Here is a 19,710-nt window from a genome sequence, read left to right on the forward strand (position 1 = left end):
CCACCGGTACTTCGCCAACCACACCCTGTGGGAGCGGGCTTGTCCCGCGATCAAGGGCGAAGCCCTTGCTTGGTGGCGGTGATAGCGGGCCCGGCCCAATCGCGGGGCAAGTCGGAGCGCCGCACCGCCGCTCCTACAAGGGCCCGCAAAGGTTATTGACTGTTCTAGGGGGCCGGCTTGCCGGCGATTCTGCTCTGAAGCTCAAGCCCCTTCGGCCAGCCATTGCGGGATCCTGCGCTCCAGGTAATACCCTGGGTTGCGCAGGCTCCCCTCGACAAACCCCACATGCCCGCCGCATGCGTGCAGCTCGAATTCGGTCTGCGGCGCCAGCTCCTCCCTGCCCGGCAGGCTATGCCTGAACACGAACGGGTCATCGCTGGAATGGATGATCAACGTTGGCGTACGGTTCTCGCCCAGGTAATAGCGGCTCGACGCACGCCGATAGTAGTCGTTCGCGTCGCGAAAACCATTGAGCGGCGCCGTGACCTTGCCGTCGAAATCCCAGAAGGTGCGTAGATTGCGCAACGACCCCAGCCTTTCCAGTTCGGCCAGGCGTTCGGCGTGGCCATTGTCACGGAAATGCCGCTGTTTCTGCTGTACGTACGCGCGCATCTCGCGCATGAAATGTGCCTGGTAAACCCGGGAAAACCCCATGCCGATACGGTCGGCGCACTGGTCCAGGCGAAACGGCACCGACACGGCAACTGCCGCTTCCAGTTGGCTGGCCGAGCCACTTTCGCCCAGGTACTTGAGCAGTACGTTGCCCCCCAGCGAATAGCCCACTGCATACAGGGGCGCCAGTGGCCGTTGGGCGCGCAGGTGACGAATGGCTTCGGCCAGGTCCTCGCTGGCACCGGAGTGATAACTGCGCGCCAACAGGTTCGGCTCGCCGGAGCAGCCACGCCAGTTCACCGCGACACTGGCCCAGCCACGTGCGTGCAAGGCCTGTTGCAGGCCTTTCACATAGGGCGAGTGGGACGAGCCGGTCAGGCCGTGCAATACCAGCACCAGCGGCGTATCGGCTTGGTGCGGGCCGTGCCAGTCAAGGTCGAGGAAATCGCCATCGGCGAGCCACAGGCGTTCACGGGTACGCGGCAGGTCTGCAAGCTTGCGCCACAACGGCCCCCACAACGTCTGCAGATGGGGGTTGGCGAGGCCTGTGGCGGGAACGAAACGGGGTGGGGCAGGGTTTGGCATGCTAGGCGGCTCGTGTTGTGCCTGCCTAGCTTGCCATGAAGTGTTGCCTAGGGTGAGGCCGGTTCGCCAATGGTCGGGAGTGGCTGCTGATCGACGGTCGGGCCGGCGGTCACGATAAACGCCTCGTTCAGGTTCATGCCACGGGCGACTTGGCGGATGTTCTCGGGTTCAAGTACCGCGAGCTTATCCAGGTAGTGGGCCAATTGATCGGCGGGATGTTTCCGGTGGCCGAGTATCGTCAGGCCTTTGGCGAGTGCAGCACTGTCGGCCATGAGACGCAGCAGTTGGCCTGCAAAAAGGTTGAGGGCGAATTCACATTCGGCCTTGGTCGGCCCCTGCTCGCCGAAACACTTGATCACGTCCAATACCAAGGCCAGGGAGGCATCTCGGTATGCTGGCCTGGTGTCCCAGATGATGTGCCATAGGCAACCTGCATCCCTCGACACCAGTGCAGACTGGATGGAATAAGTCAGGCCGCGTCGGAGGCGCAGTTCTGTGGTCAAACGTGATTCGAAGTTAGCGCCCAACATCTTGTCGACCATCAACAATGCTGGGTAGTCCGTATCGGTGGGGTAGGCGCGTAGTGGCAGGGTCAGCCATATCCTGGTGTTGGAGCCGGGTTGCTCCAAGTGCACGGTCTGCCCCTTGGTAATGGGTAAAGGAGGGGGTGTGATGGCCATCCAGTGTTGCGGCAGCGCCTGTACGAGAGGCGCGATGAGGGTTTCGGCTTCCTCGAGTGACAAGTCGCCGACCAGGCCTATCTCCAGGTTCCCGGAACCATACGCTTGCCTATGGAAGGTCGCGATCTGTTCCTGCGTAATCCTGGCGAGGCCTTCCGTTGTACCGGTATGCGCAGTGGCATAGGGGTGTCCGGCGAACATGTGCGCCTCTATCGCGCCCAACAGCATCGCATCCACGTCGTTCGAAGCCTCCTGTTCGTCGAGCAGGCGCTTGCGAGCCGCCGAGAAATCGGGGAGCCCAAAGGCCGGTCTAGCGATCATTTGCGTGACCAACTGCATCACGCGGGCGCGCAGAGCAGGCAAGCTCAAGCCGCGAAGCATGAACATTGCGTAATCGCGAGCGATCTTGTATTTCAAGATCGCCCCGACACCTTGTAACTGCTCGGCGACCCGCGCACCATCCAGAAGCTCGAATGTCAGGGCTGCCAGGCCCGGCTTGTCGCCATCAAAGGCGCTTCCGGCCTTGAAGCGCAGTACCAGGTCGAACATCGGCCGGTCACGGTTTGCGATGAACTGGACATGGGCTCCTTCTGCGGTATGCCATTGATGTATGTCGTGCGTTGGCGGCTGGATTCGCTGCAGATCCAGACCCTGGGGCGAGCTCAGTTGGTCCAGCGCCACGGTGAAGCTGTGATCAGTCGTCTGGGCGCACGTAGAAGACGTACCGTTCATACGGGTTCTCCTCGCTGTAGGTAAGTCGTGGTCAAACGGTCGCGGTGCAGGTATCGGGCTGCAACCTGTTGCAAGGTCGAACTGGACAGGTTCCGGATGATGCGCGGCGCCTCTGCCAGGCTGGCTGGGTCCAGCCCGGCCGCCGCTGCATGACCGATGCGCGTTGCTTGCTTGTCGATATCGGCCTGAGCGTAGAGCTCACGGGCAAGCAGCCGTAGTTTTTCGCGCTCAAGCACTTCGTCCGGCAAGGCTGTGGTTCGAAGCTCGTCGATAAGGTTCCAGATTTCGAGCGCAGCCTCCTGGGCGGTAAGCGTGTTCGCAGCGAGGGTTGCCTCGATGCCCACCAAGGCATCTCCCCGCATCTGATAGTCGTAAGTGGCCTTGCTCGATGTGAGAACGGGCCTGTCTCGGCTCAGGCGCCTGTAAAGCAGGGCGTTGGACTCGGTACCCAGGATACTTTCGAGCATAAGCAGTGCCAGGGCGACTTCCTGTGATGGGGCGCTCGCCAGGCTGGGCACGTTGAAGGACATGAGCAGGCCGTCTTCAAGTCTCGGATCGACCAATTGCTGGCTACGCGCCTGAAGCGTTGCGCTGTATCGAATCAGAGGTCGGTCCCACAGGGGGGCAGGTGACAACGGGGCAAAGTAAGTATCCACATGCCGACGAAGGTCCTGCAGGCTGGCCGCACCCACGACGACGAGTGTTGCGTTATTGGGGTGATACCAGGTGCGGTACCAGGTGCGTACCGTTTCCAGGTCTGTTTGGGCAAGGTCGATGGCATGACCGAAGATGGGTGCTGCGTAAGGGGTGCCGTCGTAGGCGAGTTTTCGATGGCGTTCTTTTGCCCAATCAAGGGCTGAATGATCGACGTTAAAGCGGCGTTCAGCATCGACTGTAAGGACTTCCAGCTCGAATTCCGATTGGCCGAACGATGCACCGGTCATGGCATCGGCCATCAGTTCCAAGGCAACTGGCAGCCTTTCGGCAGGCAAGGTCATTTCAAACGCAGTCGAGTCATCATAGGTAGATGCATTGGCCCGGCCGCCCAGCTGCGCGATCAAGCGCGAATATTGGCCGCTAGGAAGCTTGCTGCTTCCTTGGAAGATAAGGTGCTCGAGCAAATGCGATAAGTTCGAGTGGCCTGGTGGTTCATCGCTCGACCCGACGTGATACCAGAGTTGAACCGCGACCAAAGGGGCGGTGTGGTTTTCGCACAAATAGACCGAAAGGCCATTTTCCAGCCTGAAGTGGTGGAGGGATGGCGGCTTGGCGGCCACCAGTGCATCCAGGCTGACGGAGATCGTCTGGGCATCTGAGGGCGGATTCATCACTGAAGTGCTCCGTTAGGACAATAAGCCGGAGCAGCTTCAGTGAAAGGCGGTGCCCGCCTGCGTTACATAGTTAGGCCGGGCGGGTATCAGCCGCGTTGCCAGAGGGCGTAATGCACCTGGCCGGTCTTCTTCTCCCGGTGCAGGCGCCAGTTGCCGGGCATCTGCAGAGAGGAGGGCGCGGCTTCGCTCTCGGTGTAGATCCAGGCCTGGCCTCGTAGCCACTGGTTCTGTTCGAGCAGGTTGCAGGTATCGGCCAGCAGGTCCTGGTGGAAGGGCGGGTCGAGGAACACCACGTCGAACTGATGCTTCGCTGTGTTCTGCAGGTAGCGCAAGGCATCGGTCTGCAGGATCTGGCCGCGTGGGCAGCGCAGGATCTCCAGGTTGTTCTTCAGGTTGGCGATGGCCGCCGGGTTGCTGTCCAGGGCCACGGCATCCTCGGCCCCGCGGGACAAGGCTTCGAGCACCAGGGCGCCACTGCCGGTGAAGGCATCCAGCACCAGAGCGCCCTCGATATGGGGCGCCAGCCAGTTGAACAGGGTTTCGCGCACGCGGTCTGGCGTCGGGCGCAGGCCTTCGCCTTCAGGTACGGCCAGGCGACGGCTGCGCCACTCGCCGGCGATGATGCGCAGGTGACCTTGCCCTTTGCTGTGGGCCGGGCCCGGGCGGGCGGTGTGGGTTGGCTTGGCCATTAGTGCTCCGGTACGCCAAGCGGTTGCTCGGCGGGTTTGTCAGTGGGCGGTGGCAGCGGTTTTTGCGCCACGGTCGGGCCGACAGTGACGATCACCAGCTTGTCCACGGCCAGGTGCTTGTTCATCGCTGCCTTGACCTGCTCGACGGTCAGGGCCTGGGACTGTTGCATGAAGTCCTCCAGCCAGGTCAGCGGCAGGTTGTAGAAGCCGATAGCACCCAGCTGACCAACGATGCTCGAGTTGCTGGCGTTGGACAACGGGAAGCTGCCGGCCAGCTCGCGCTTGGCATCGTCCAGCTCTTGCTGGGTGGGGCCGTGCTCGAGGTAGTCGGCGAGAATGTCCTGGACCAGCTTGAGGGTCCCTTCGCTGAGTTCGGCGCGGGTCTGCAGGTTGATCATGAACGGGCCGCGTACCTGCATCGGGCTGAAGGCCGAATAGACGCCGTAGGTCAGGCCGCGTTTCTCGCGTACTTCGCTCATCAGGCGAGTGCCGAAGGCACCGCCGCCGAGGATCTGGTTACCCAAGGACAGGGCGGCCCAGTCCGGGTCCTGGCGGTCGATGCCCATCTCGGCGAGCATCAGGTGAGTCTGCTTGGTCGGGAAGTCGATGTGGGTCAGGCCCGGTTTGGGTTCGACAGGCTCGGCGGGCTTGGGCAGCGCCGGGCCCTTGGGCAGGCCGGCGGATACCTGGGCGGCGATGGCTTCGGCTTCGGCGCGGCTGAGATCGCCGACCAGGGCGATGACCGCGTTGCCAGCCGTATAGGCCTTGGCGTGGAAGGCGCGCAGTTGCTCCAGGGTGATGCCCGGAATGCTCTGGGCGGTGCCGTCGCTCGGGTGGGCGTAGGGGTGGTCGCCGTAGAGCTTGGCGAACAAGGCCTTGCCGGCGATCTTGCCCGGGTTCTGTTTCTCGTATTCGAAACCGGCCAGCAGCTGGTTCTTGATGCGCTTGAGGGCATCCTCGGGGAAGGTCGGCTTGCCCACCACCTCGGCGAACAGTTTCAGGGCCGGCTCGCGCTTGTCCGCAGTGCTGAGGCTGCGCAGCGTGGCTACGGCCATGTCACGGTACGAGCCGTTGCCGAAATCCGCCCCCAGGCCTTCGAAGCCCTGGGCGATGGCGGTGACGTCCTTGCCGGCCACGCCTTCGTTGAGCATGGCATTGGTCAGCGTCGCCAGGCCTGGCACGTCGCCGTCCTGGCTGCTGCCGGCGGCGAAGGTCAGGCGCAGGTCGAACATCGGCAGTTCGCGCGCCTCGACGAACAATACGCGGGCGCCTTCGGCGGTGTTCCAGTTCTGGATGTTCAGCGTGCGTCGGCTGGGCGCCTTGCCGTCCAGCTCGGCCAAGGACTGCAGGGTATTGGCCGGGCGGGCCGCCGGCGCCTTGCCTTCGGCAGGGCTGCCCGACTGCGCCGGACGGGCCAGGACGAGAGCCAGGGCCACCACCACGGCGATGATGCCGAGGCCAAGCAGGGTATAACGGGGGGCGCTGCGATCACTCATGGGCGGACTCCTCGGGCAGTACGTGGGCAACGCTCAGGCGTTCGCGGGTGAAGTAGGTGCGTGCGGCGTCCTGGATGTCCTGCGGGGTCACGCGCTTGAGCTCGTCCAGTTCGCTGTCGATCAGCTTCCAGGACAGGCCCACGGTTTCCAGCTGGCCGATGGTGGTGGCCTGGCTGCTGATGGAGTCGCGGTCGTAGACCAGGCCGGCGATCACCTGGGCGCGCACGCGCTCGAGCTCCTCGGCGGTAGGCGGCGTGGTCTTGAGTTCATCGAGCAGCTGCCAGATGCCTTTTTCCACGTCGGCGAGGGTCTTTTGCTTCTGCACGTTCGGCGTGGCCGAGATCATGAACAGGCTGTCGCCGCGGGTGAAGGCGTTGTAGCCGGACGACGCACCGGCCACCAGCTCCTGGCCACGCTCCAGGCGGGCCGGCATGCGCGCGCTGTAGCCGCCGTCGAGCAGGGCGGAGATCAGGCGCAGGGCATGGACGGTGCGCGGGTCCTTGGCAGTGGCCAGGCCCGGCACGTTGAAGCCGTAGATCAGGCTGGGCAGCTGGGTGCGCACGTGCAGGGTCAGTTGGCGCAGGCCGGGTTCGGCCAGCTCCAGGGGCAGCTTGGCCGGTGGCACCGCACGCTTGGGGATGGCGCCGAAGTATTTTTGCGCCAGGCCCTTGACCTCCTCGGGGGTGACATCGCCGACCACCACCAGGGTGGCGTTGTTCGGCGCGTACCAGGACTCGTACCAATGACGCAGCTCCTCGACCTTCATGCGGTCCAGATCGGCCATCCAGCCGATGGTCGGCGTGTGGTAGCCGCTGGCCGGGTAGGCCATGGCGCGGAACAGCTCGAACGCCTTGGCGTTGGGCTGGTCGTCGGTGCGCAGGCGGCGTTCTTCCTTGATGACCTCGATCTCGCGGCTGAACTCGTCGGCCGGCAGGCGCAGGCTGGCCAGGCGGTCGGCTTCCAGCTCCAGGGCCACGGGCAGGCGGTCGCGGGCGAGTACCTGGTAATAGGCGGTGTAGTCGTCGCTGGTGAAGGCGTTTTCCTCTGCGCCGAGGTCGCGCAGGATGCGCGAGGCCTCGCCTGGGCCGATCTTGGCACTGCCCTTGAACATCATGTGCTCCAGGGCGTGGGACAGGCCGGTCTGGCCTGGCGTCTCGTAGCTGGAGCCGACCTTGTACCAGATCTGCGAGACCACCACTGGCGCGCGGTGGTCCTCGCGCACGACCACCTTCAGGCCGTTGTCGAGGATGAACTCATGGGTGGGTTGCAGATCGGCGGCCAGGGCCGCGAACGGCAGACAGAGCGTGCCGAGCAACAGGCCAGCGGCGCGGCGGGCTAGAGCATTCATACGTTGGATAACCTGTACGGCGGCCCGCTTGGCTTAGCGTCGGCGGGCCAGGAGGTGCTAGGATACTGATCCGGTTGCCTGGCGACCATGCCTGTCGCCGTTCTGGCCTGCGGGCTTGGCGACAAAATATTGCGCATGAACCAGCCGGATTCAAAATAGTCTGTTCTGCGTTTAGAGAATTCCCGATGCGCCACTGGTGGCCCATCGCTACCCTGAGATAGCCGTCTTCCATGTTTGGTTCCAACGACGACAAAAAAGCGCCGGCCGAGGCTGGCGAGAAGAAAGGCCTGTTCAGCTGGTTTCGCAAGAAGCCGCAGCAACCTGTCGCCGAACAGCCGCAAACCCCTGAACCGCAGGCCGTAGAGCCGGCCGCGCCGCAGGCCCCCGTCGAGCAGCCCGAAGTCGCTCCGGTCGAGCCCGTGGCCCCGGTCGTGCAAGCGCCTGCTCCCGAGCCGGTCGCGTCCGAGCCGCTGCAGGCGCCCCAGCCCGAGCCGGTCGCGTCCATGCCGGTGCAAGCGCCGGCACCGGAGCCCGTGGCGTCCATGCCCCTGCAAACCACGCAACCGGTCGTGGAACCGGCGCTCGAGCCTGCGGCACCGGTCAGCAACCTGGTGTTGCCGGTCGCCGAAGAGCCGGTGGCCCTGGTCCCGGACCTCGAACCGAAAGCCCCGCCAGCCATTCCCGAGCGCCCTGTCGCCGAGCCTGCTCCTGAGCCCGAACCGGCTGCAGCGGCACCGGTCGTCACCGAGCAGGCCAAGGTCGGCTTCTTCGCCCGCCTCAAGCAGGGTCTGTCCAAGACCAGCGCCAGCATCGGCGAGGGCATGGCCAGCCTGTTCCTGGGCAAGAAAGCCATCGATGACGACCTGCTCGACGAGATCGAGACCCGCCTGCTGACCGCCGACGTGGGCGTCGAGGCTACCTCGGTGATCGTGCAGAACCTGACCCAGAAGGTCGCCCGCAAGCAGTTGGCCGACGCCGATGCGCTGTACAAGTCGCTGCAGGAAGAACTGGCCGCGCTGCTGCGCCCGGTCGAGCAACCGCTGAAGATCCAGTCGCAGTCCAAGCCCTACGTGATCCTCGTGGTTGGCGTGAACGGTGCCGGCAAGACCACCACCATCGGCAAGCTGGCCAAGAAGCTGCAGCTGGAAGGCAAGAAGGTCATGTTGGCGGCCGGCGATACCTTCCGCGCCGCGGCGGTGGAGCAACTGCAGGTGTGGGGCGAGCGCAACCAGATCCCGGTCATCGCCCAGCATACCGGTGCCGACTCGGCCTCGGTGATCTTCGATGCCGTGCAGGCCGCCAAGGCCCGCGGCGTGGATGTGCTGATCGCCGATACCGCCGGTCGCCTGCACACCAAGGACAACCTGATGGAAGAGCTGAAGAAGGTGCGCCGGGTCATCGGCAAGCTCGACGCCGAGGCGCCCCATGAGGTGCTCTTGGTGCTCGACGCCGGTACCGGGCAGAACGCGATCAGCCAGGCCAAGTACTTCAACCAGAGCGTCGAGCTGACCGGCCTGGCGCTGACCAAGCTGGACGGCACTGCAAAAGGCGGGGTGATCTTCGCCCTGGCCAAGCAGTTCAACCTGCCGATCCGCTTCATCGGCGTGGGCGAAGGCATCGACGACCTGCGCACCTTCGAAGCCGAGCCTTTCGTCAAAGCCTTGTTCGCCGAGCGGGAGCATCCATGATCCGATTCGAACAGGTTGCCAAGCGCTACCCCAACGGCCATGTCGGCCTGCACGAGCTGAGCTTCCGGGCGCGCCGGGGCGAGTTCCTGTTCGTCACCGGCCACTCGGGCGCGGGCAAGAGCACCTTGCTGCGCCTGTTGCTGGCCATGGAGCGCCCGACCAGCGGCAAGCTGATGCTGGCCGGACAGGACCTGGGGCAGATCAGCAACGCACAGATTCCCTTCCTGCGTCGGCAGATCGGCGTGGTGTTCCAGAACCACCAGTTGCTGTTCGACCGCACGGTGTTCAACAACATCGCGTTGCCTTTGCAGATTCTCGGCCTGTCCAAGCCCGAGATCGCCAAGCGCGTGGACTCGGCCCTGGAGCGAGTTTCCCTGAGCGACAAGGGCGAGCTGTTCCCGGCGGACCTGTCCACCGGGCAGCAGCAGCGTGTGGGCATCGCCCGCGCCATCGTCCACCAGCCAGCCTTGCTGCTGGCCGACGAACCCACCGGTAACCTCGACCCGCGCCTGGCCGCCGAGATCATGGGCGTGTTCGAGGACATCAACCGCCTGGGCACTACGGTATTGATCGCCAGCCACGACCTGGCGCTGATCGCGCGCATGCGTCACCGCATGTTGACCTTGCAGCGCGGTCGCTTGATCGGCGATGGGGAGGCCGGGCAATGAATACGACACGTACGCCGAAGGTCTCCGAGCGCGTCGCGCCGAAAGCGGCCGACCCGCAGCCGGGCAAGCAGCGCGGCGGCCACGACGATGACGGCCCGGATTTTCGCACCCTGCTGCACGCCTGGCTGGAAAGCCACCGCGCCAGCCTGGCCGACAGCCTGCGCCGTCTGGGCAAGCAGCCGATTGGCAGCTTCTTCACCTGCCTGGTGATGGCTGTGGCGCTGAGCATGCCCATGGGCCTTTCGTTGCTGCTCAAGAACGTCGAGAAACTCGGTGGCTCCTGGCAGCGCGCCGCGCAAATCTCGCTGTACCTCAAGCTCGAGGCGGGCAGCAAGGAAGGCGAGGCGCTGCGTGACGAGATCAAGGGCATGCCCGGCGTGGCCGATGCCCAATATGTCAGCCGCGAGCAGGCGCTGGAGGAATTCCAGCAGCAATCGGGCCTGGGCGAGGCCCTGCGCGAACTGCCAGACAACCCGCTGCCCGGTGTGGTGGTGGTGACCCCGACCGAGGTCGACAAGCCGGCCCTGGAAGCCTTGCGCCAGCGCCTGTCGGAGCTGCCACGGGTTGAAGTGGCGCAGCTGGACCTGGTCTGGGTGGAACGCTTGGCGGCGATCCTCAAGCTGGGCGATCGGTTCGTGTTCGGCCTGGCCGTGATGTTGATCTCGGCCTTGTTGTTAGTAATCGGTAACACAATTCGTCTACACATCGAGAACCGCCGCATCGAGATCGAAGTGATCAAGCTGGTGGGGGGGACCGACAGCTATGTCCGCCGCCCCTTCCTGTACATGGGCGCGCTCTACGGCCTGGGTGCTGGCGTGCTGGCCTGGGGCATCCTGGCCTTCTCGCTGGACTGGCTCAACGATGCGGTCGTGGACCTTTCCGGGCTGTACGGTAGTGATTTCGCCCTGGCAGGTGTACCAGGGTCGGATGGACTTTCGCTCTTGATCGGTGCTGTACTGTTGGGGTATATCGGTGCGTGGATCGCGGTCGCTCGTCACCTGAACGAGCTGGCACCACGATAATGTTTTTTAGCCAGCATTGACTTTCTGATCATTCTGGGAACTTGTTTCGCGGTTTCCGGTCAATGTTGGCAGTGCCCAAAAGGCACGAGTTCGTGAGTCGGAGGTACTTAATGACCACTTCGTTGCAACCTGCCTATGCCCTGGTTCCCGGTGCAAACCTGGAAGCCTACGTGCACACGGTCAACAGCATTCCGTTGCTGACGGTCGAGCAGGAGCGTGAACTGGCCGAGCGTCTCTACTATGAGCAGGATCTCGAGGCCGCTCGGCAAATGGTGATGGCCCACCTGCGTTTCGTCGTACATATCGCCCGTAGCTACGCCGGCTACGGGCTGGCCCAGGCCGACCTCATCCAGGAAGGCAACGTTGGCCTGATGAAGGCGGTAAAGCGTTTCAACCCGGAAATGGGCGTGCGTCTGGTGTCCTTCGCGGTGCACTGGATCAAGGCCGAGATCCATGAGTTCATCCTGCGCAACTGGCGTATCGTCAAGGTGGCGACCACCAAGGCCCAGCGCAAGCTGTTCTTCAACCTGCGCAGCCAGAAGAAGCGCCTGGCCTGGCTGAACAATGACGAAGTCCATCGCGTGGCCGAAAGCCTGGGCGTGGAGCCGCGTGAAGTGCGCGAAATGGAAAGCCGCCTGAGCGGCCAGGACATGGCCTTCGACCCGGCCGCCGAGGCCGATGACGACAGCGCCTTCCAGTCGCCTGCACATTACCTGGAAGACCACCGCTACGACCCGGCCGTCCAGCTGGAAGATGCCGACTGGAGCGACAACTCCACCAGCAACCTGCACGATGCCCTGCAGGGCCTGGACGAGCGCAGCCGGGACATCCTCTACCAGCGTTGGCTGGCCGAGGAAAAGGCCACCTTGCATGAGCTGGCGGATAAATACAGCGTTTCGGCGGAGCGTATCCGCCAGTTGGAAAAGAACGCGATGAACAAGGTCAAGGCGTTGATCACGGTCTGATCACCCTTGGCCGAATGTAAAAAGCCGCTGCGCTCGAAAGAGGCAGCGGCTTTTTTTTTGGGGCTTCTGTGCAGCCCTTTCGCGGCACAAGACCGCTCCTACAGGAGGGGATGCGGCCTGTTGGCCCCGGTCTTCAAGGGCGAAGCTGCATCAGGTAGCTGGGCCCGCCCAGCTGGCTCATTTGCCGGCGGATCCAGCCGGCGCGGTTGGCCACGTAGGCGCTGGGGCGGCTGGCACTCCACTTCAACGGGCTGGGCAGCACGGCAGCCAGTTGCGCCGCCTGCTGGCGCGAAAGGCGGCTGGCATCCACGCCGAAGTGGTAGCGGGCGGCGGCCTGGGCGCCGAATACACCCTTGCCCCATTCGGCGCTGTTCAGGTAGACCTCGAGGATCCGCTCCTTGGACCAGAACAGCTCGATCAGAGCCGTGAACCAGGCCTCCAGCCCCTTGCGCAGCCAGCTGCGGCCGGACCACAGGAACAGGTTCTTGGCCACCTGCTGGGTCAGGGTACTGGCCCCGCGGATCTTGCCGCCGCGCTCGTTGTAGGCCAGCGCGGCCTGGATGGCCGGCAGGTCGAAGCCCCAGTGGTTGGCGAACTTCTGATCCTCACCGGCGATGACCGCCACCTTGAGCTCGTCGGAGATCCGTTCCCATGGTGTCCAGTCGCGCTGCAGGTCGATCGGCTCGCCGCTGACCCAGGATTGCACCTTGCGCTCGACCATCAATGCCGTACCCGGCGGCGGCACCCAGCGCAAGGCCAGCACCACGACGATGCTGCCGGCGGTGAACCAGAGCAAGGCGCGGACGAGGCGGCGGATAAGGGATGACAACATGGTGATGGCTTGGCCGGACCGGTGGAACGGGCCATTATACAGACCCGTTTCCAGGAGTCGTCCCATGCTTCGCAGCTTCCTGATGCTCGCCGCCTTCTTCGGCTTCACCGGTGTGGGCCTGGGCGCTTTCGCCGCCCATGGCCTGAAGAGCCGTCTGAGTGCCGATTACCTGGCGATCTTCCAGACCGGTGTGACCTACCAGCTGGTGCATGCCCTGGCCCTGCTTGGCGTCGCGCTGCTCTCGGTGCACCTGCCCGGGCGCCTGGTCGGCTGGGCCGGTGGGCTGTTCGCCCTGGGGATCGTGCTCTTCTCCGGCAGCCTGTATGTGCTGACCCTCAGCGGTCTGGGCAAGCTTGGCATCATCACACCCATCGGTGGCCTGTGCTTCCTGGCCGGCTGGTTGTGCCTGGGCCTGGCCGCCTGGCGCCTGAGCTGACCAAGTGGTCCACAATCGCGACTAATGGCGTCGGCCACCCTTGGGTTGGAGTGCGGATCGGGGCTAGAATGCGGACCCCCAAAGCACAATGGTGGCCGTGCGCATGCGCATTCAACTGAACGGTGAACCTTACGAATTGCCCGATGGCGAGAGCGTCGCGTCCCTGCTGGGCCGGCTGGAGCTCGCTGGCCGCCGGGTGGCGGTGGAACTGAACCTGGACATCGTCCCGCGCAGCCAGCACGAAAGCACGCAGCTGAGCGAAGGCGATCAGGTCGAAGTGGTCCATGCCATCGGTGGCGGCTAAGCCCCGCCCGGCGATTCACTGCAAGTCCCGCAACCTTTTCCAGAGGATCCACGATGAGCAACGTTCGTAGCGACAAGCCCTTCACCCTGGCCGGGCGCACTTTCCAGTCGCGCCTGCTGGTCGGCACCGGCAAGTACCGTGACATGGAAGAAACCCGCCTGGCCATCGAGGCCTCGGGTGCCGAGATCGTCACCGTCGCCGTGCGCCGTACCAACATCGGCCAGAACCCGGGCGAGCCGAACCTGCTCGACGTGCTGCCGCCGGACCGTTACACCATCCTGCCGAACACCGCCGGTTGCTACGATGCGGTCGAGGCGGTGCGCACCTGCCGCCTGGCCCGTGAGCTGCTCGACGGCCACAACCTGGTCAAGCTGGAAGTGCTGGCCGACCAGAAGACCCTGTTCCCCAACGTCATCGAGACCCTCAAGGCCGCCGAAGTGCTGGTCAAGGACGGTTTCGACGTGATGGTGTACACCAGCGACGACCCGATCATCGCCCGCCAGCTGGCCGAAGCCGGCTGCATCGCGGTGATGCCGCTGGCAGGCCTGATCGGCACCGGTCTGGGCATCTGCAACCCATACAACCTGCAGATCATCCTGGAAGAATCCAAGGTGCCCGTGCTGGTCGATGCCGGCGTGGGTACCGCGTCCGACGCCACCATCGCCATGGAGATGGGCTGCGAGGCGGTGCTGATGAACTCGGCCATCGCCCATGCCCAGCAGCCGGTGCTGATGGCCGAGGCCATGAAGCACGCCATCGTCGCCGGCCGCATGGCCTACCTGGCCGGGCGCATGCCGAAGAAACTCTATGCCAGCGCCTCGTCGCCGCTGGAAGGTCTGATCAAGTAAGAGCCCCTGATGACTGAATCGCACGACACGCCGATCCCCGCCGACGGCGAAGCCCGCCCGCACCGCCGTATCAAAAGCTTTGTGATGCGCGCCGGGCGCATGACCGAAGGCCAGCAACGCGGCCTGGAGCAGGGCGGCCCCCTGTTCATCCTGCCTCTGGCCGACAGCCCGGTGGACTACGACCAGGTGTTCGGCCGTTCGGCACCGCGCACCCTGGAGATCGGCTTCGGCATGGGGCATTCCCTGCTGGAGATGGCCGCTGCGGCGCCTGAGCTGGATTTCATCGGCGTCGAAGTGCACCGTCCAGGTGTTGGCGCGTTGCTCAATGGCGTGCTGACCCAGGGCCTGAAGAACCTGCGGGTATACGACTGCGACGCCATCGAAGTGCTTAACCGCTGCGTGGCCGACAACAGCCTCGACCGTTTGATGTTGTTCTTCCCCGACCCGTGGCACAAGGCGCGTCACCACAAGCGCCGCATCGTCCAGCCGGCGTTCGCCGAGCTGGTACGCCGCAAGCTCAAGGTCGGTGGTGTGTTCCACATGGCCACCGATTGGGAACCCTATGCCGAGCACATGCTTGACGTGATGAAGGTTGCCCCCGGCTACCGTAACCAGGCGCCTGACGGCACCTACGTCCCGCGCCCTGAAGAGCGTCCGATCACCAAGTTCGAGCGCCGTGGCGAGCGTCTGGGGCATGGGGTATGGGATTTGAAGTTCGAGAAAGTCAGCTGATCGACTGCTTCGATTTCCCAAGCAATGCGAACGAAAAACGCCCGGGCTGGGTAATGCCTGTCAGTTAATGGCACGGGGCGCTGCACGCCCATCGCCGGCGAGCCGGCTCCCACAAGTAACGCGCCAGCCTTGAGGGCAGCACTGTCCCTGTGGGAGATCACCCATCCCTCCCGGGCTGCGCTGTCGCACAAGAACAAGCGGCTAGCGCCGCTCCCACAAAGGACCTGCAAAATCAACTAGTTATGCGTTGTTCTGTGGGAGCCGGCTTGCCGGCGATGGGCTGCGTAGCAGCCCTAAGTGCAGCCGATAAGGCTTTCTGGCTGGCATTACCCGTTTTCGTATCTTGCTCGTATAGGCGCGGATTGGGGCGTTGGACGCAAGCGGATCAGCCGCGGCGGTCTGCCACCACGCCGATCAGGACCAGCACCACCAACAGGACCGGTGCCAAGGCATAGTTGTTGAACTGGGCCAGCCCCTTCACCACCCAGGGCGTCGCATAGATCAACGCAGCGCCACTGCCGATCATCACCAACAACGCCATGAACGGCACGCGCAGGGCGCCGGCCAGGCCGCCCAGGCGTCCTTCCACCCAGCTCTTGATGTCAGTGCCGAACAGCACCAGCAGGCAGCCTACCAAGGCCAGGGAGATTTCCGACAGGTTGCTGCGGCTCCAACGAGAAACGGTCGCGAGCAGGTCAAGTACCAGATCCATGGGTCATCCTTAGGTCAAGAAATACTGCAACAGGTCATTGAGGAACAACTGGCCCCGGGGCGTAGCCACCAGCCGATCCGGTTCGACCTGCAAAAGGCCCTTTCGTTCTGCCTCGCGTCTGGCTTGCGCCAACTGCGAAAGCGCAAGCCCGGTGCGCTGGCTGAACAGTTCGGCTTCCACCCCTTGGGTCAGGCGCAGGGCGTTCATCAGGAACTCGAACGGCAGCTCGTCGACGGGCAGCAGCTTTTCCCCGGCCTTGAATGGCTTGGCCAGGTTCAGGTAGTCCTTGGGCAGGCGCGTCTTCCAGGTGCGCAGGATGCGCCCGTCGGCGAAGGTCAGCTTGCCGTGGGCGCCGGCACCGATGCCGATGAAATCGCCAAAGCGCCAGTAATTGAGGTTGTGTTTCGCGGCGCGACCCGCTTGGGCATAGGCCGAAACTTCGTACTGCTGGAAGCCGTTCGCGGCCATCAAGGCTTGCCCGGCTTCCTGGATGTCCCAGAGGATGTCGTCCTCGGGCAATTCCGGCGGCTGGTTCCAGAACACGGTGTTCGGCTCGACGGTCAGCTGGTACCAGGACAGGTGGGTCGGCCCCAGGTCGATGGCCTGGCGCAGGTCGGCCAGGGCGTCTTCCAGCGACTGGTCGGGCAGGCCGTGCATCAGGTCCATGTTAAAGTTGTCGAAGCCGGCCGCCCGCGCCATGCCGGCGGCGCGGACCGCCTCGTCGCCATTGTGGATGCGCCCCAGGGCCTGGAGCTTGGCCGGCTGGAAGCTCTGCACGCCGATGGACAGGCGGTTGATGCCTGTTTGCCGGTAGGCCTTGAACTTCTCCTGCTCGAAGGTCCCGGGGTTGGCCTCCAGGGTAATTTCGATGTCCGGGGCGAACGGGATGCGCTGTTCCACGCCACGCAGCAACCGCCCCAGGGCATTGGCGCTGAACAGGCTTGGCGTGCCGCCGCCGAAGAAAATCGAGCTGAGCACACGGCCCTGCACCGCGGCCATCTCCTGATCCAGATCGGTCAGCAGGGCATCGACATACGCCTCTTCCGGCAGCTCAGGGCCGGCGGCATGGGAGTTGAAGTCGCAATAGGGGCATTTGCGCACGCACCATGGAATGTGGATATACAGGGCCAAGGGCGGCAGCGTGGCGAAACCCACCGCGCCGGGGTGGCGCAGCTGGGTGGACAGCGTTTCGGTCATGCCAGGCCCAGACGTTGACGCAGCAGGGCCATGGCGCGGGCGCGGTGGCTAAGCTGGTTCTTTTCCAAGGGGCTGAGGTCGGCGCTGGAGCACTTGCGCTCCGGCACCCAGAACAACGGGTCGTAGCCGAAGCCGTGCTCGCCGCTGGCTTCGAACAGGATGCTGCCGTGCCACAGGCCTTCGCAAAGAATGGGCAATGGATCGTCGGCATGACGCACCAGGGCCAGGACGCAGACGAACTGTGCGCCGCGCGCCTCTACCGGAACGTCTTTCAAGGCTTCGAGCAGCTTGGCGTTGTTCGCCGCATCGCCCTTGCCGTCAGCGTAGCGTGCCGAGTAGATGCCCGGCGCGCCACCGAGGTAGTCCACTGCAAGGCCAGAATCATCCGCCAGGGCGGGCAGGCCGGAGATGCGCGCGGCATTGCGGGCCTTGAGAATGGCGTTCTCGACGAACGACAGGCCGGTCTCCTCAGGCTCCACCTGGCTGAATTCGCCGATCGAGCGCAGGTGCACGGACTCGCCGAGCATGGCCTGCAGCTCCTTGAGTTTGCCGGCGTTGTGGCTGGCCAATACGAGTTGCTGGAAATTCATCATTCGCCTGGGAACACTTCCTGGTTGAAGCTGAGTTTATGGCTGACACCGCCGGTCTCGACGTTCACGTCGAAGGTCAGGGTTTCGGCCTGTTCGATCTTGAACTGGGCGATGTAGTACACCGCGCCCTGGTCGTTGATCTGTTTGAACGACAGCGGGCTGCTGCGCCCGGTCAGGTCCTTCACCGTGCCGCTGACCACCGCCATGCCTGGCTTGCCGGCCTTGAGCACGGCAATGTTGAGCACGCCCTGGTTCTTGCTGCGGGTCAGGCCCGTGGCGGCTGCCACGTCCGGTTGCAGCATGCTCGAAGTGAAGGCGCTGTAGTGCACCGTGACGTCGCCGAAGACTTCCTTGCGCTCCGGCCTGGCGGGGTCTGCGGCCAGTACCGGCAGGGCCAGGCACAGGCTGATCAGGAATAGGGCTAGGCGACGCATGGTGCGATCCTCCAATGGGTTGGGCGCGAGGTTCAGACCGCGACCTGATGTTCTGGCAGGCCTCGACTGCTGACGCGATAAATGCCGATCTCCCCTAGAAGATTAGGCCATAGCCGGCCGGCCCACCCATTACGGTGCAGATGGTCGACTGCCAGGCGGTCGATGACCTTGGCATTGCGCTCGTGGCACAGCTCTTCGAAGTCGGCGAAGGTGCAGAAGTGGATGTTCGGCGTGTTGTACCAGGTATAGGGCATGAAGTCCGAGACCGGCATGCGACCTTTGGTCGCCAGGTACCAACGACAACGCCAGTGGCCGAAGTTGGGGAAGGTGATGATGCATTGACGCCCCACGCGCAGCATCTCGTCGAGGATGCGGTCGGGGTACTCCACGGCCTGCAGGGCCTGGGTCATGACCACCACGTCGAAGCTGTTGCTGGCGAAATTGCCCAGGCCCTTGTCCAGGTCCTGCTCGATGACGTTGACGCCCTTGGCTACGCAGGCGGCGATGTTGTCGGCGTCGATTTCCAGACCGTAGCCGGTGACTTGCTTGCGCTCGCGCAACGAGGCCAGCAGCTCGCCGCTGCCGCAGCCCAGGTCGAGTACCCGGCTGCCGGCGGGGATCCAGTCGTGGATGATTTCCAGGTCGGCTCTCATGCTGTCCTCAGATGGCGATGCGGTTCATGTAGTTCGCGAAACCCTGCATGTAGCGAGGCGTGGGGATCAGGAAGGCATCGTGCCCGTAAGGTGAGTCGATCTCCAGGTAGCAGACGTTCTTGCGCGCTGCCATCAGGGCGTCGACGATCTCCCGCGAACGCGCTGGCGAGAAGCGCCAGTCGGTGGTGAACGACATGATGCAGTAGTCGGCCGTGACGTGCCCGAGGGTGGCGGCCAGGTCGCCGCCGTGGCTGGCGGCCGGGTCGAAGTAGTCCAGGGCCTTGGTCATCAGCAGGTAGGTGTTGGCGTCGAAGCGCCCGGAGAATTCCTCGCCCTGGTAGCGCAGGTAGCTCTCGACCTGGAATTCGACGCTGTGGAAGTCGTAGTTGAGCTTGTCGCTCTTGAGCTCGCGGCCGAATTTCTCGCCCATGGAATCATCGGACAGGTACGTGATGTGGCCGACCATGCGCGCCAGCATCAGGCCGCGCTTGGGAATCACGCCCTGGTCCTGGAACGAGCCGCCGTGGAACTCCGGGTCGGTGAGGATGGCCTGACGCGCCACCTCGTTGAAGGCGATGTTCTGTGCCGAGAGCTTGGGGGCCGAGGCGATGTCCACGCAATGGCGAACGCGGTCCGGGTAGCTGATGGTCCACTGCAGTGCCTGCATGCCGCCCAGGCTGCCGCCGACCACGGCGGCCCACTGGCCGATGCCCAGGCGGTCGGCCAGGCGTGCCTGGCTGTGTACCCAGTCCTCCACGGTCAGGACCGGGAATTCCGCGCCGTAGGGTTTGCCGGTGGCCGGGTTGATGCTGCTCGGGCCGGTGCTGCCGTTGCAGCCGCCCAGGTTGTTCAGGCTGACCACGAAGAAGCGGTTGGTGTCGATCGGCTTGCCGGGGCCGATGCAGCTGTCCCACCAGCCCGGCTTGCGGTCGGTGGGGGCGTGGTAGCCGGCAGCATGGTGGTGGCCGGACAACGCATGGCAGATCAGCACGGCATTGCTGGCGGTGCTGTTGAGGGTGCCATAGGTTTCGTAGACCAGCTCGTAGCTGGCCAGGGAGCGGCCGCAGGCCAGGGCCAGCGGTTCATCGAACCGGGCGGTTTGCGGTGTTACCAGACCAACGGAATCTTCGGGAAGGACAGTGGACATCGACCCTGC

21 protein-coding genes are annotated in these 19,710 nt (G+C 64.2%); 8 read left to right on the forward strand and 13 right to left on the reverse strand.

Going from position 1 to position 19,710, the window contains the following annotated elements; all coding sequences use genetic code 11:
• Positions 1-201: 201 nt before the first annotated feature.
• The 6 genes from ACNFG0_RS01610 to ACNFG0_RS01635 all read right to left on the reverse strand — a co-directional run bounded on the left by ACNFG0_RS01610 (position 202) and on the right by ACNFG0_RS01635 (position 7,473).
• Entirely contained in the window at positions 202-1,197 is a 996-nt protein-coding gene (locus tag ACNFG0_RS01610) for a hydrolase (RefSeq protein ID WP_196144119.1), read from the reverse strand.
• 47 nt (positions 1,198-1,244) lie between these two features.
• Complete coding sequence (locus tag ACNFG0_RS01615) at positions 1,245-2,609, reverse strand: M16 family metallopeptidase (RefSeq protein WP_416763877.1); 1,365 nt, start codon at positions 2,607-2,609, stop codon at positions 1,245-1,247.
• Positions 2,606-3,937 carry a M16 family metallopeptidase gene (locus tag ACNFG0_RS01620; protein ID WP_416763878.1) on the reverse strand — a complete coding sequence of 444 codons (1,332 nt, stop codon included), beginning with the start codon at positions 3,935-3,937 and terminating at the stop codon, positions 2,606-2,608. Before ACNFG0_RS01620 ends, ACNFG0_RS01615 begins: the two co-directional genes overlap by 4 nt.
• An 89-nt stretch (positions 3,938-4,026) precedes the next feature.
• The gene (gene rsmD, locus ACNFG0_RS01625) at positions 4,027-4,629 is read right to left on the reverse strand and encodes a 16S rRNA (guanine(966)-N(2))-methyltransferase RsmD (RefSeq protein ID WP_196144116.1); all 603 of its coding nucleotides are present in this window, start codon (positions 4,627-4,629) and stop codon (positions 4,027-4,029) included.
• Entirely contained in the window at positions 4,629-6,125 is a 1,497-nt protein-coding gene (locus tag ACNFG0_RS01630; protein WP_416763879.1) for a M16 family metallopeptidase, read from the reverse strand. Before ACNFG0_RS01630 ends, rsmD begins: the two co-directional genes overlap by 1 nt.
• A complete protein-coding gene (locus ACNFG0_RS01635; protein ID WP_196144114.1) occupies positions 6,118-7,473 on the reverse strand; it encodes a M16 family metallopeptidase in 1,356 nt (451 codons plus the stop codon). The genes ACNFG0_RS01630 and ACNFG0_RS01635 overlap by 8 nt, the downstream gene beginning before the upstream one ends.
• Positions 7,474-7,703: 230 nt before the next feature.
• On the opposite strand from ACNFG0_RS01635, the gene ftsY reads away from it, so the two are divergent.
• The 4 genes from ftsY (at position 7,704) to rpoH (ending at position 11,816) form a co-directional block, all read left to right on the forward strand.
• Positions 7,704-9,161 carry a signal recognition particle-docking protein FtsY gene (gene ftsY / locus ACNFG0_RS01640; RefSeq protein WP_416763881.1) on the forward strand — a complete coding sequence of 486 codons (1,458 nt, stop codon included), beginning with the start codon at positions 7,704-7,706 and terminating at the stop codon, positions 9,159-9,161.
• A complete protein-coding gene (ftsE, locus tag ACNFG0_RS01645) occupies positions 9,158-9,829 on the forward strand; it encodes a cell division ATP-binding protein FtsE (protein ID WP_084853794.1) in 672 nt (223 codons plus the stop codon). The genes ftsY and ftsE overlap by 4 nt, the downstream gene beginning before the upstream one ends.
• On the forward strand, positions 9,826-10,851 hold the full coding sequence (ftsX, locus tag ACNFG0_RS01650; RefSeq protein WP_196144112.1) for a permease-like cell division protein FtsX: 1,026 nt from the start codon (positions 9,826-9,828) through the stop codon (positions 10,849-10,851). Before ftsE ends, ftsX begins: the two co-directional genes overlap by 4 nt.
• A gap of 110 nt (positions 10,852-10,961) precedes the next feature.
• Entirely contained in the window at positions 10,962-11,816 is an 855-nt protein-coding gene (gene rpoH, locus ACNFG0_RS01655; RefSeq protein ID WP_084853798.1) for an RNA polymerase sigma factor RpoH, read from the forward strand.
• A 133-nt stretch (positions 11,817-11,949) separates the two neighbouring features.
• Here rpoH and mtgA read toward each other — a convergent pair whose 3' ends face one another.
• The gene (gene mtgA / locus ACNFG0_RS01660) at positions 11,950-12,648 is read right to left on the reverse strand and encodes a monofunctional biosynthetic peptidoglycan transglycosylase (RefSeq protein WP_416763883.1); all 699 of its coding nucleotides are present in this window, start codon (positions 12,646-12,648) and stop codon (positions 11,950-11,952) included.
• Positions 12,649-12,712: 64 nt separating this feature from the next.
• On the opposite strand from mtgA, the gene ACNFG0_RS01665 reads away from it, so the two are divergent.
• The 4 genes from ACNFG0_RS01665 (at position 12,713) to trmB (ending at position 14,968) form a co-directional block, all read left to right on the forward strand.
• On the forward strand, positions 12,713-13,084 hold the full coding sequence (locus tag ACNFG0_RS01665) for a DUF423 domain-containing protein (protein WP_196144110.1): 372 nt from the start codon (positions 12,713-12,715) through the stop codon (positions 13,082-13,084).
• Between the two features lie 103 nt (positions 13,085-13,187).
• Positions 13,188-13,388: a sulfur carrier protein ThiS gene (thiS, locus tag ACNFG0_RS01670; RefSeq protein WP_084854288.1), complete on the forward strand. Its 201-nt coding sequence runs from the start codon at positions 13,188-13,190 to the stop codon at positions 13,386-13,388.
• A 53-nt stretch (positions 13,389-13,441) separates the two neighbouring features.
• Positions 13,442-14,236, forward strand: a complete 795-nt coding sequence (locus ACNFG0_RS01675) for a thiazole synthase (RefSeq protein WP_043208630.1) — start codon at positions 13,442-13,444, stop codon at positions 14,234-14,236.
• 9 nt (positions 14,237-14,245) lie between these two features.
• On the forward strand, positions 14,246-14,968 hold the full coding sequence (gene trmB, locus ACNFG0_RS01680; RefSeq protein ID WP_196144108.1) for a tRNA (guanosine(46)-N7)-methyltransferase TrmB: 723 nt from the start codon (positions 14,246-14,248) through the stop codon (positions 14,966-14,968).
• A 385-nt stretch (positions 14,969-15,353) separates the two neighbouring features.
• Here the strand turns inward: trmB and ACNFG0_RS01685 are convergent, their stop codons facing one another.
• From ACNFG0_RS01685 to metX, 6 genes are read right to left on the reverse strand one after another with little or no spacing between them, the layout of a single operon-like run.
• Positions 15,354-15,680, reverse strand: a complete 327-nt coding sequence (locus ACNFG0_RS01685) for a DUF3392 family protein (RefSeq protein WP_196144107.1) — start codon at positions 15,678-15,680, stop codon at positions 15,354-15,356.
• A gap of 9 nt (positions 15,681-15,689) precedes the next feature.
• Complete coding sequence (gene hemW / locus ACNFG0_RS01690) at positions 15,690-16,877, reverse strand: radical SAM family heme chaperone HemW (protein WP_416763884.1); 1,188 nt, start codon at positions 16,875-16,877, stop codon at positions 15,690-15,692.
• Positions 16,874-17,470, reverse strand: a complete 597-nt coding sequence (gene rdgB / locus ACNFG0_RS01695; RefSeq protein ID WP_196144105.1) for an RdgB/HAM1 family non-canonical purine NTP pyrophosphatase — start codon at positions 17,468-17,470, stop codon at positions 16,874-16,876. Before rdgB ends, hemW begins: the two co-directional genes overlap by 4 nt.
• The gene (locus ACNFG0_RS01700) at positions 17,467-17,901 is read right to left on the reverse strand and encodes a DUF4426 domain-containing protein (protein ID WP_196144104.1); all 435 of its coding nucleotides are present in this window, start codon (positions 17,899-17,901) and stop codon (positions 17,467-17,469) included. The genes rdgB and ACNFG0_RS01700 overlap by 4 nt, the downstream gene beginning before the upstream one ends.
• A gap of 32 nt (positions 17,902-17,933) precedes the next feature.
• Positions 17,934-18,554, reverse strand: a complete 621-nt coding sequence (gene metW / locus ACNFG0_RS01705; RefSeq protein ID WP_084853812.1) for a methionine biosynthesis protein MetW — start codon at positions 18,552-18,554, stop codon at positions 17,934-17,936.
• A 7-nt stretch (positions 18,555-18,561) separates the two neighbouring features.
• A complete protein-coding gene (metX, locus tag ACNFG0_RS01710) occupies positions 18,562-19,701 on the reverse strand; it encodes a homoserine O-succinyltransferase MetX (protein WP_196144103.1) in 1,140 nt (379 codons plus the stop codon).
• Positions 19,702-19,710 lie beyond the last annotated feature (9 nt).

The sequence above is a fragment of the Pseudomonas sp. NY15372 genome, assembly GCF_048068215.1.
Lineage (GTDB): Bacteria > Pseudomonadota > Gammaproteobacteria > Pseudomonadales > Pseudomonadaceae > Aquipseudomonas > Aquipseudomonas guariconensis_A.

Excerpts from the sequence above, each read along its gene's own strand:
- ACNFG0_RS01675 (WP_043208630.1), top strand. The coding sequence starts at position 13,442 with ATGAGCAACGTTCGTAGCGACAAGCCCTTCACCCTGGCCGGGCGCACT.
- ACNFG0_RS01665 (WP_196144110.1), top strand. The coding sequence starts at position 12,713 with ATGCTTCGCAGCTTCCTGATGCTCGCCGCCTTCTTCGGCTTCACCGGT.
- ftsE (WP_084853794.1), top strand. The coding sequence starts at position 9,158 with ATGATCCGATTCGAACAGGTTGCCAAGCGCTACCCCAACGGCCATGTC.
- ACNFG0_RS01700 (WP_196144104.1), bottom strand. The coding sequence starts at position 17,901 with ATGCGTCGCCTAGCCCTATTCCTGATCAGCCTGTGCCTGGCCCTGCCG.
- metX (WP_196144103.1), bottom strand. The coding sequence starts at position 19,701 with ATGTCCACTGTCCTTCCCGAAGATTCCGTTGGTCTGGTAACACCGCAA.
- ftsX (WP_196144112.1), top strand. The coding sequence starts at position 9,826 with ATGAATACGACACGTACGCCGAAGGTCTCCGAGCGCGTCGCGCCGAAA.
- hemW (WP_416763884.1), bottom strand. The coding sequence starts at position 16,877 with ATGACCGAAACGCTGTCCACCCAGCTGCGCCACCCCGGCGCGGTGGGT.
- trmB (WP_196144108.1), top strand. The coding sequence starts at position 14,246 with ATGACTGAATCGCACGACACGCCGATCCCCGCCGACGGCGAAGCCCGC.
- mtgA (WP_416763883.1), bottom strand. The coding sequence starts at position 12,648 with ATGTTGTCATCCCTTATCCGCCGCCTCGTCCGCGCCTTGCTCTGGTTC.
- ACNFG0_RS01620 (WP_416763878.1), bottom strand. The coding sequence starts at position 3,937 with ATGAATCCGCCCTCAGATGCCCAGACGATCTCCGTCAGCCTGGATGCA.
- thiS (WP_084854288.1), top strand. The coding sequence starts at position 13,188 with ATGCGCATTCAACTGAACGGTGAACCTTACGAATTGCCCGATGGCGAG.
- ftsY (WP_416763881.1), top strand. The coding sequence starts at position 7,704 with ATGTTTGGTTCCAACGACGACAAAAAAGCGCCGGCCGAGGCTGGCGAG.
- ACNFG0_RS01615 (WP_416763877.1), bottom strand. The coding sequence starts at position 2,609 with ATGAACGGTACGTCTTCTACGTGCGCCCAGACGACTGATCACAGCTTC.
- rsmD (WP_196144116.1), bottom strand. The coding sequence starts at position 4,629 with ATGGCCAAGCCAACCCACACCGCCCGCCCGGGCCCGGCCCACAGCAAA.
- ACNFG0_RS01630 (WP_416763879.1), bottom strand. The coding sequence starts at position 6,125 with ATGAGTGATCGCAGCGCCCCCCGTTATACCCTGCTTGGCCTCGGCATC.
- ACNFG0_RS01685 (WP_196144107.1), bottom strand. The coding sequence starts at position 15,680 with ATGGATCTGGTACTTGACCTGCTCGCGACCGTTTCTCGTTGGAGCCGC.
- ACNFG0_RS01635 (WP_196144114.1), bottom strand. The coding sequence starts at position 7,473 with ATGAATGCTCTAGCCCGCCGCGCCGCTGGCCTGTTGCTCGGCACGCTC.
- ACNFG0_RS01610 (WP_196144119.1), bottom strand. The coding sequence starts at position 1,197 with ATGCCAAACCCTGCCCCACCCCGTTTCGTTCCCGCCACAGGCCTCGCC.
- metW (WP_084853812.1), bottom strand. The coding sequence starts at position 18,554 with ATGAGAGCCGACCTGGAAATCATCCACGACTGGATCCCCGCCGGCAGC.
- rpoH (WP_084853798.1), top strand. The coding sequence starts at position 10,962 with ATGACCACTTCGTTGCAACCTGCCTATGCCCTGGTTCCCGGTGCAAAC.
- rdgB (WP_196144105.1), bottom strand. The coding sequence starts at position 17,470 with ATGATGAATTTCCAGCAACTCGTATTGGCCAGCCACAACGCCGGCAAA.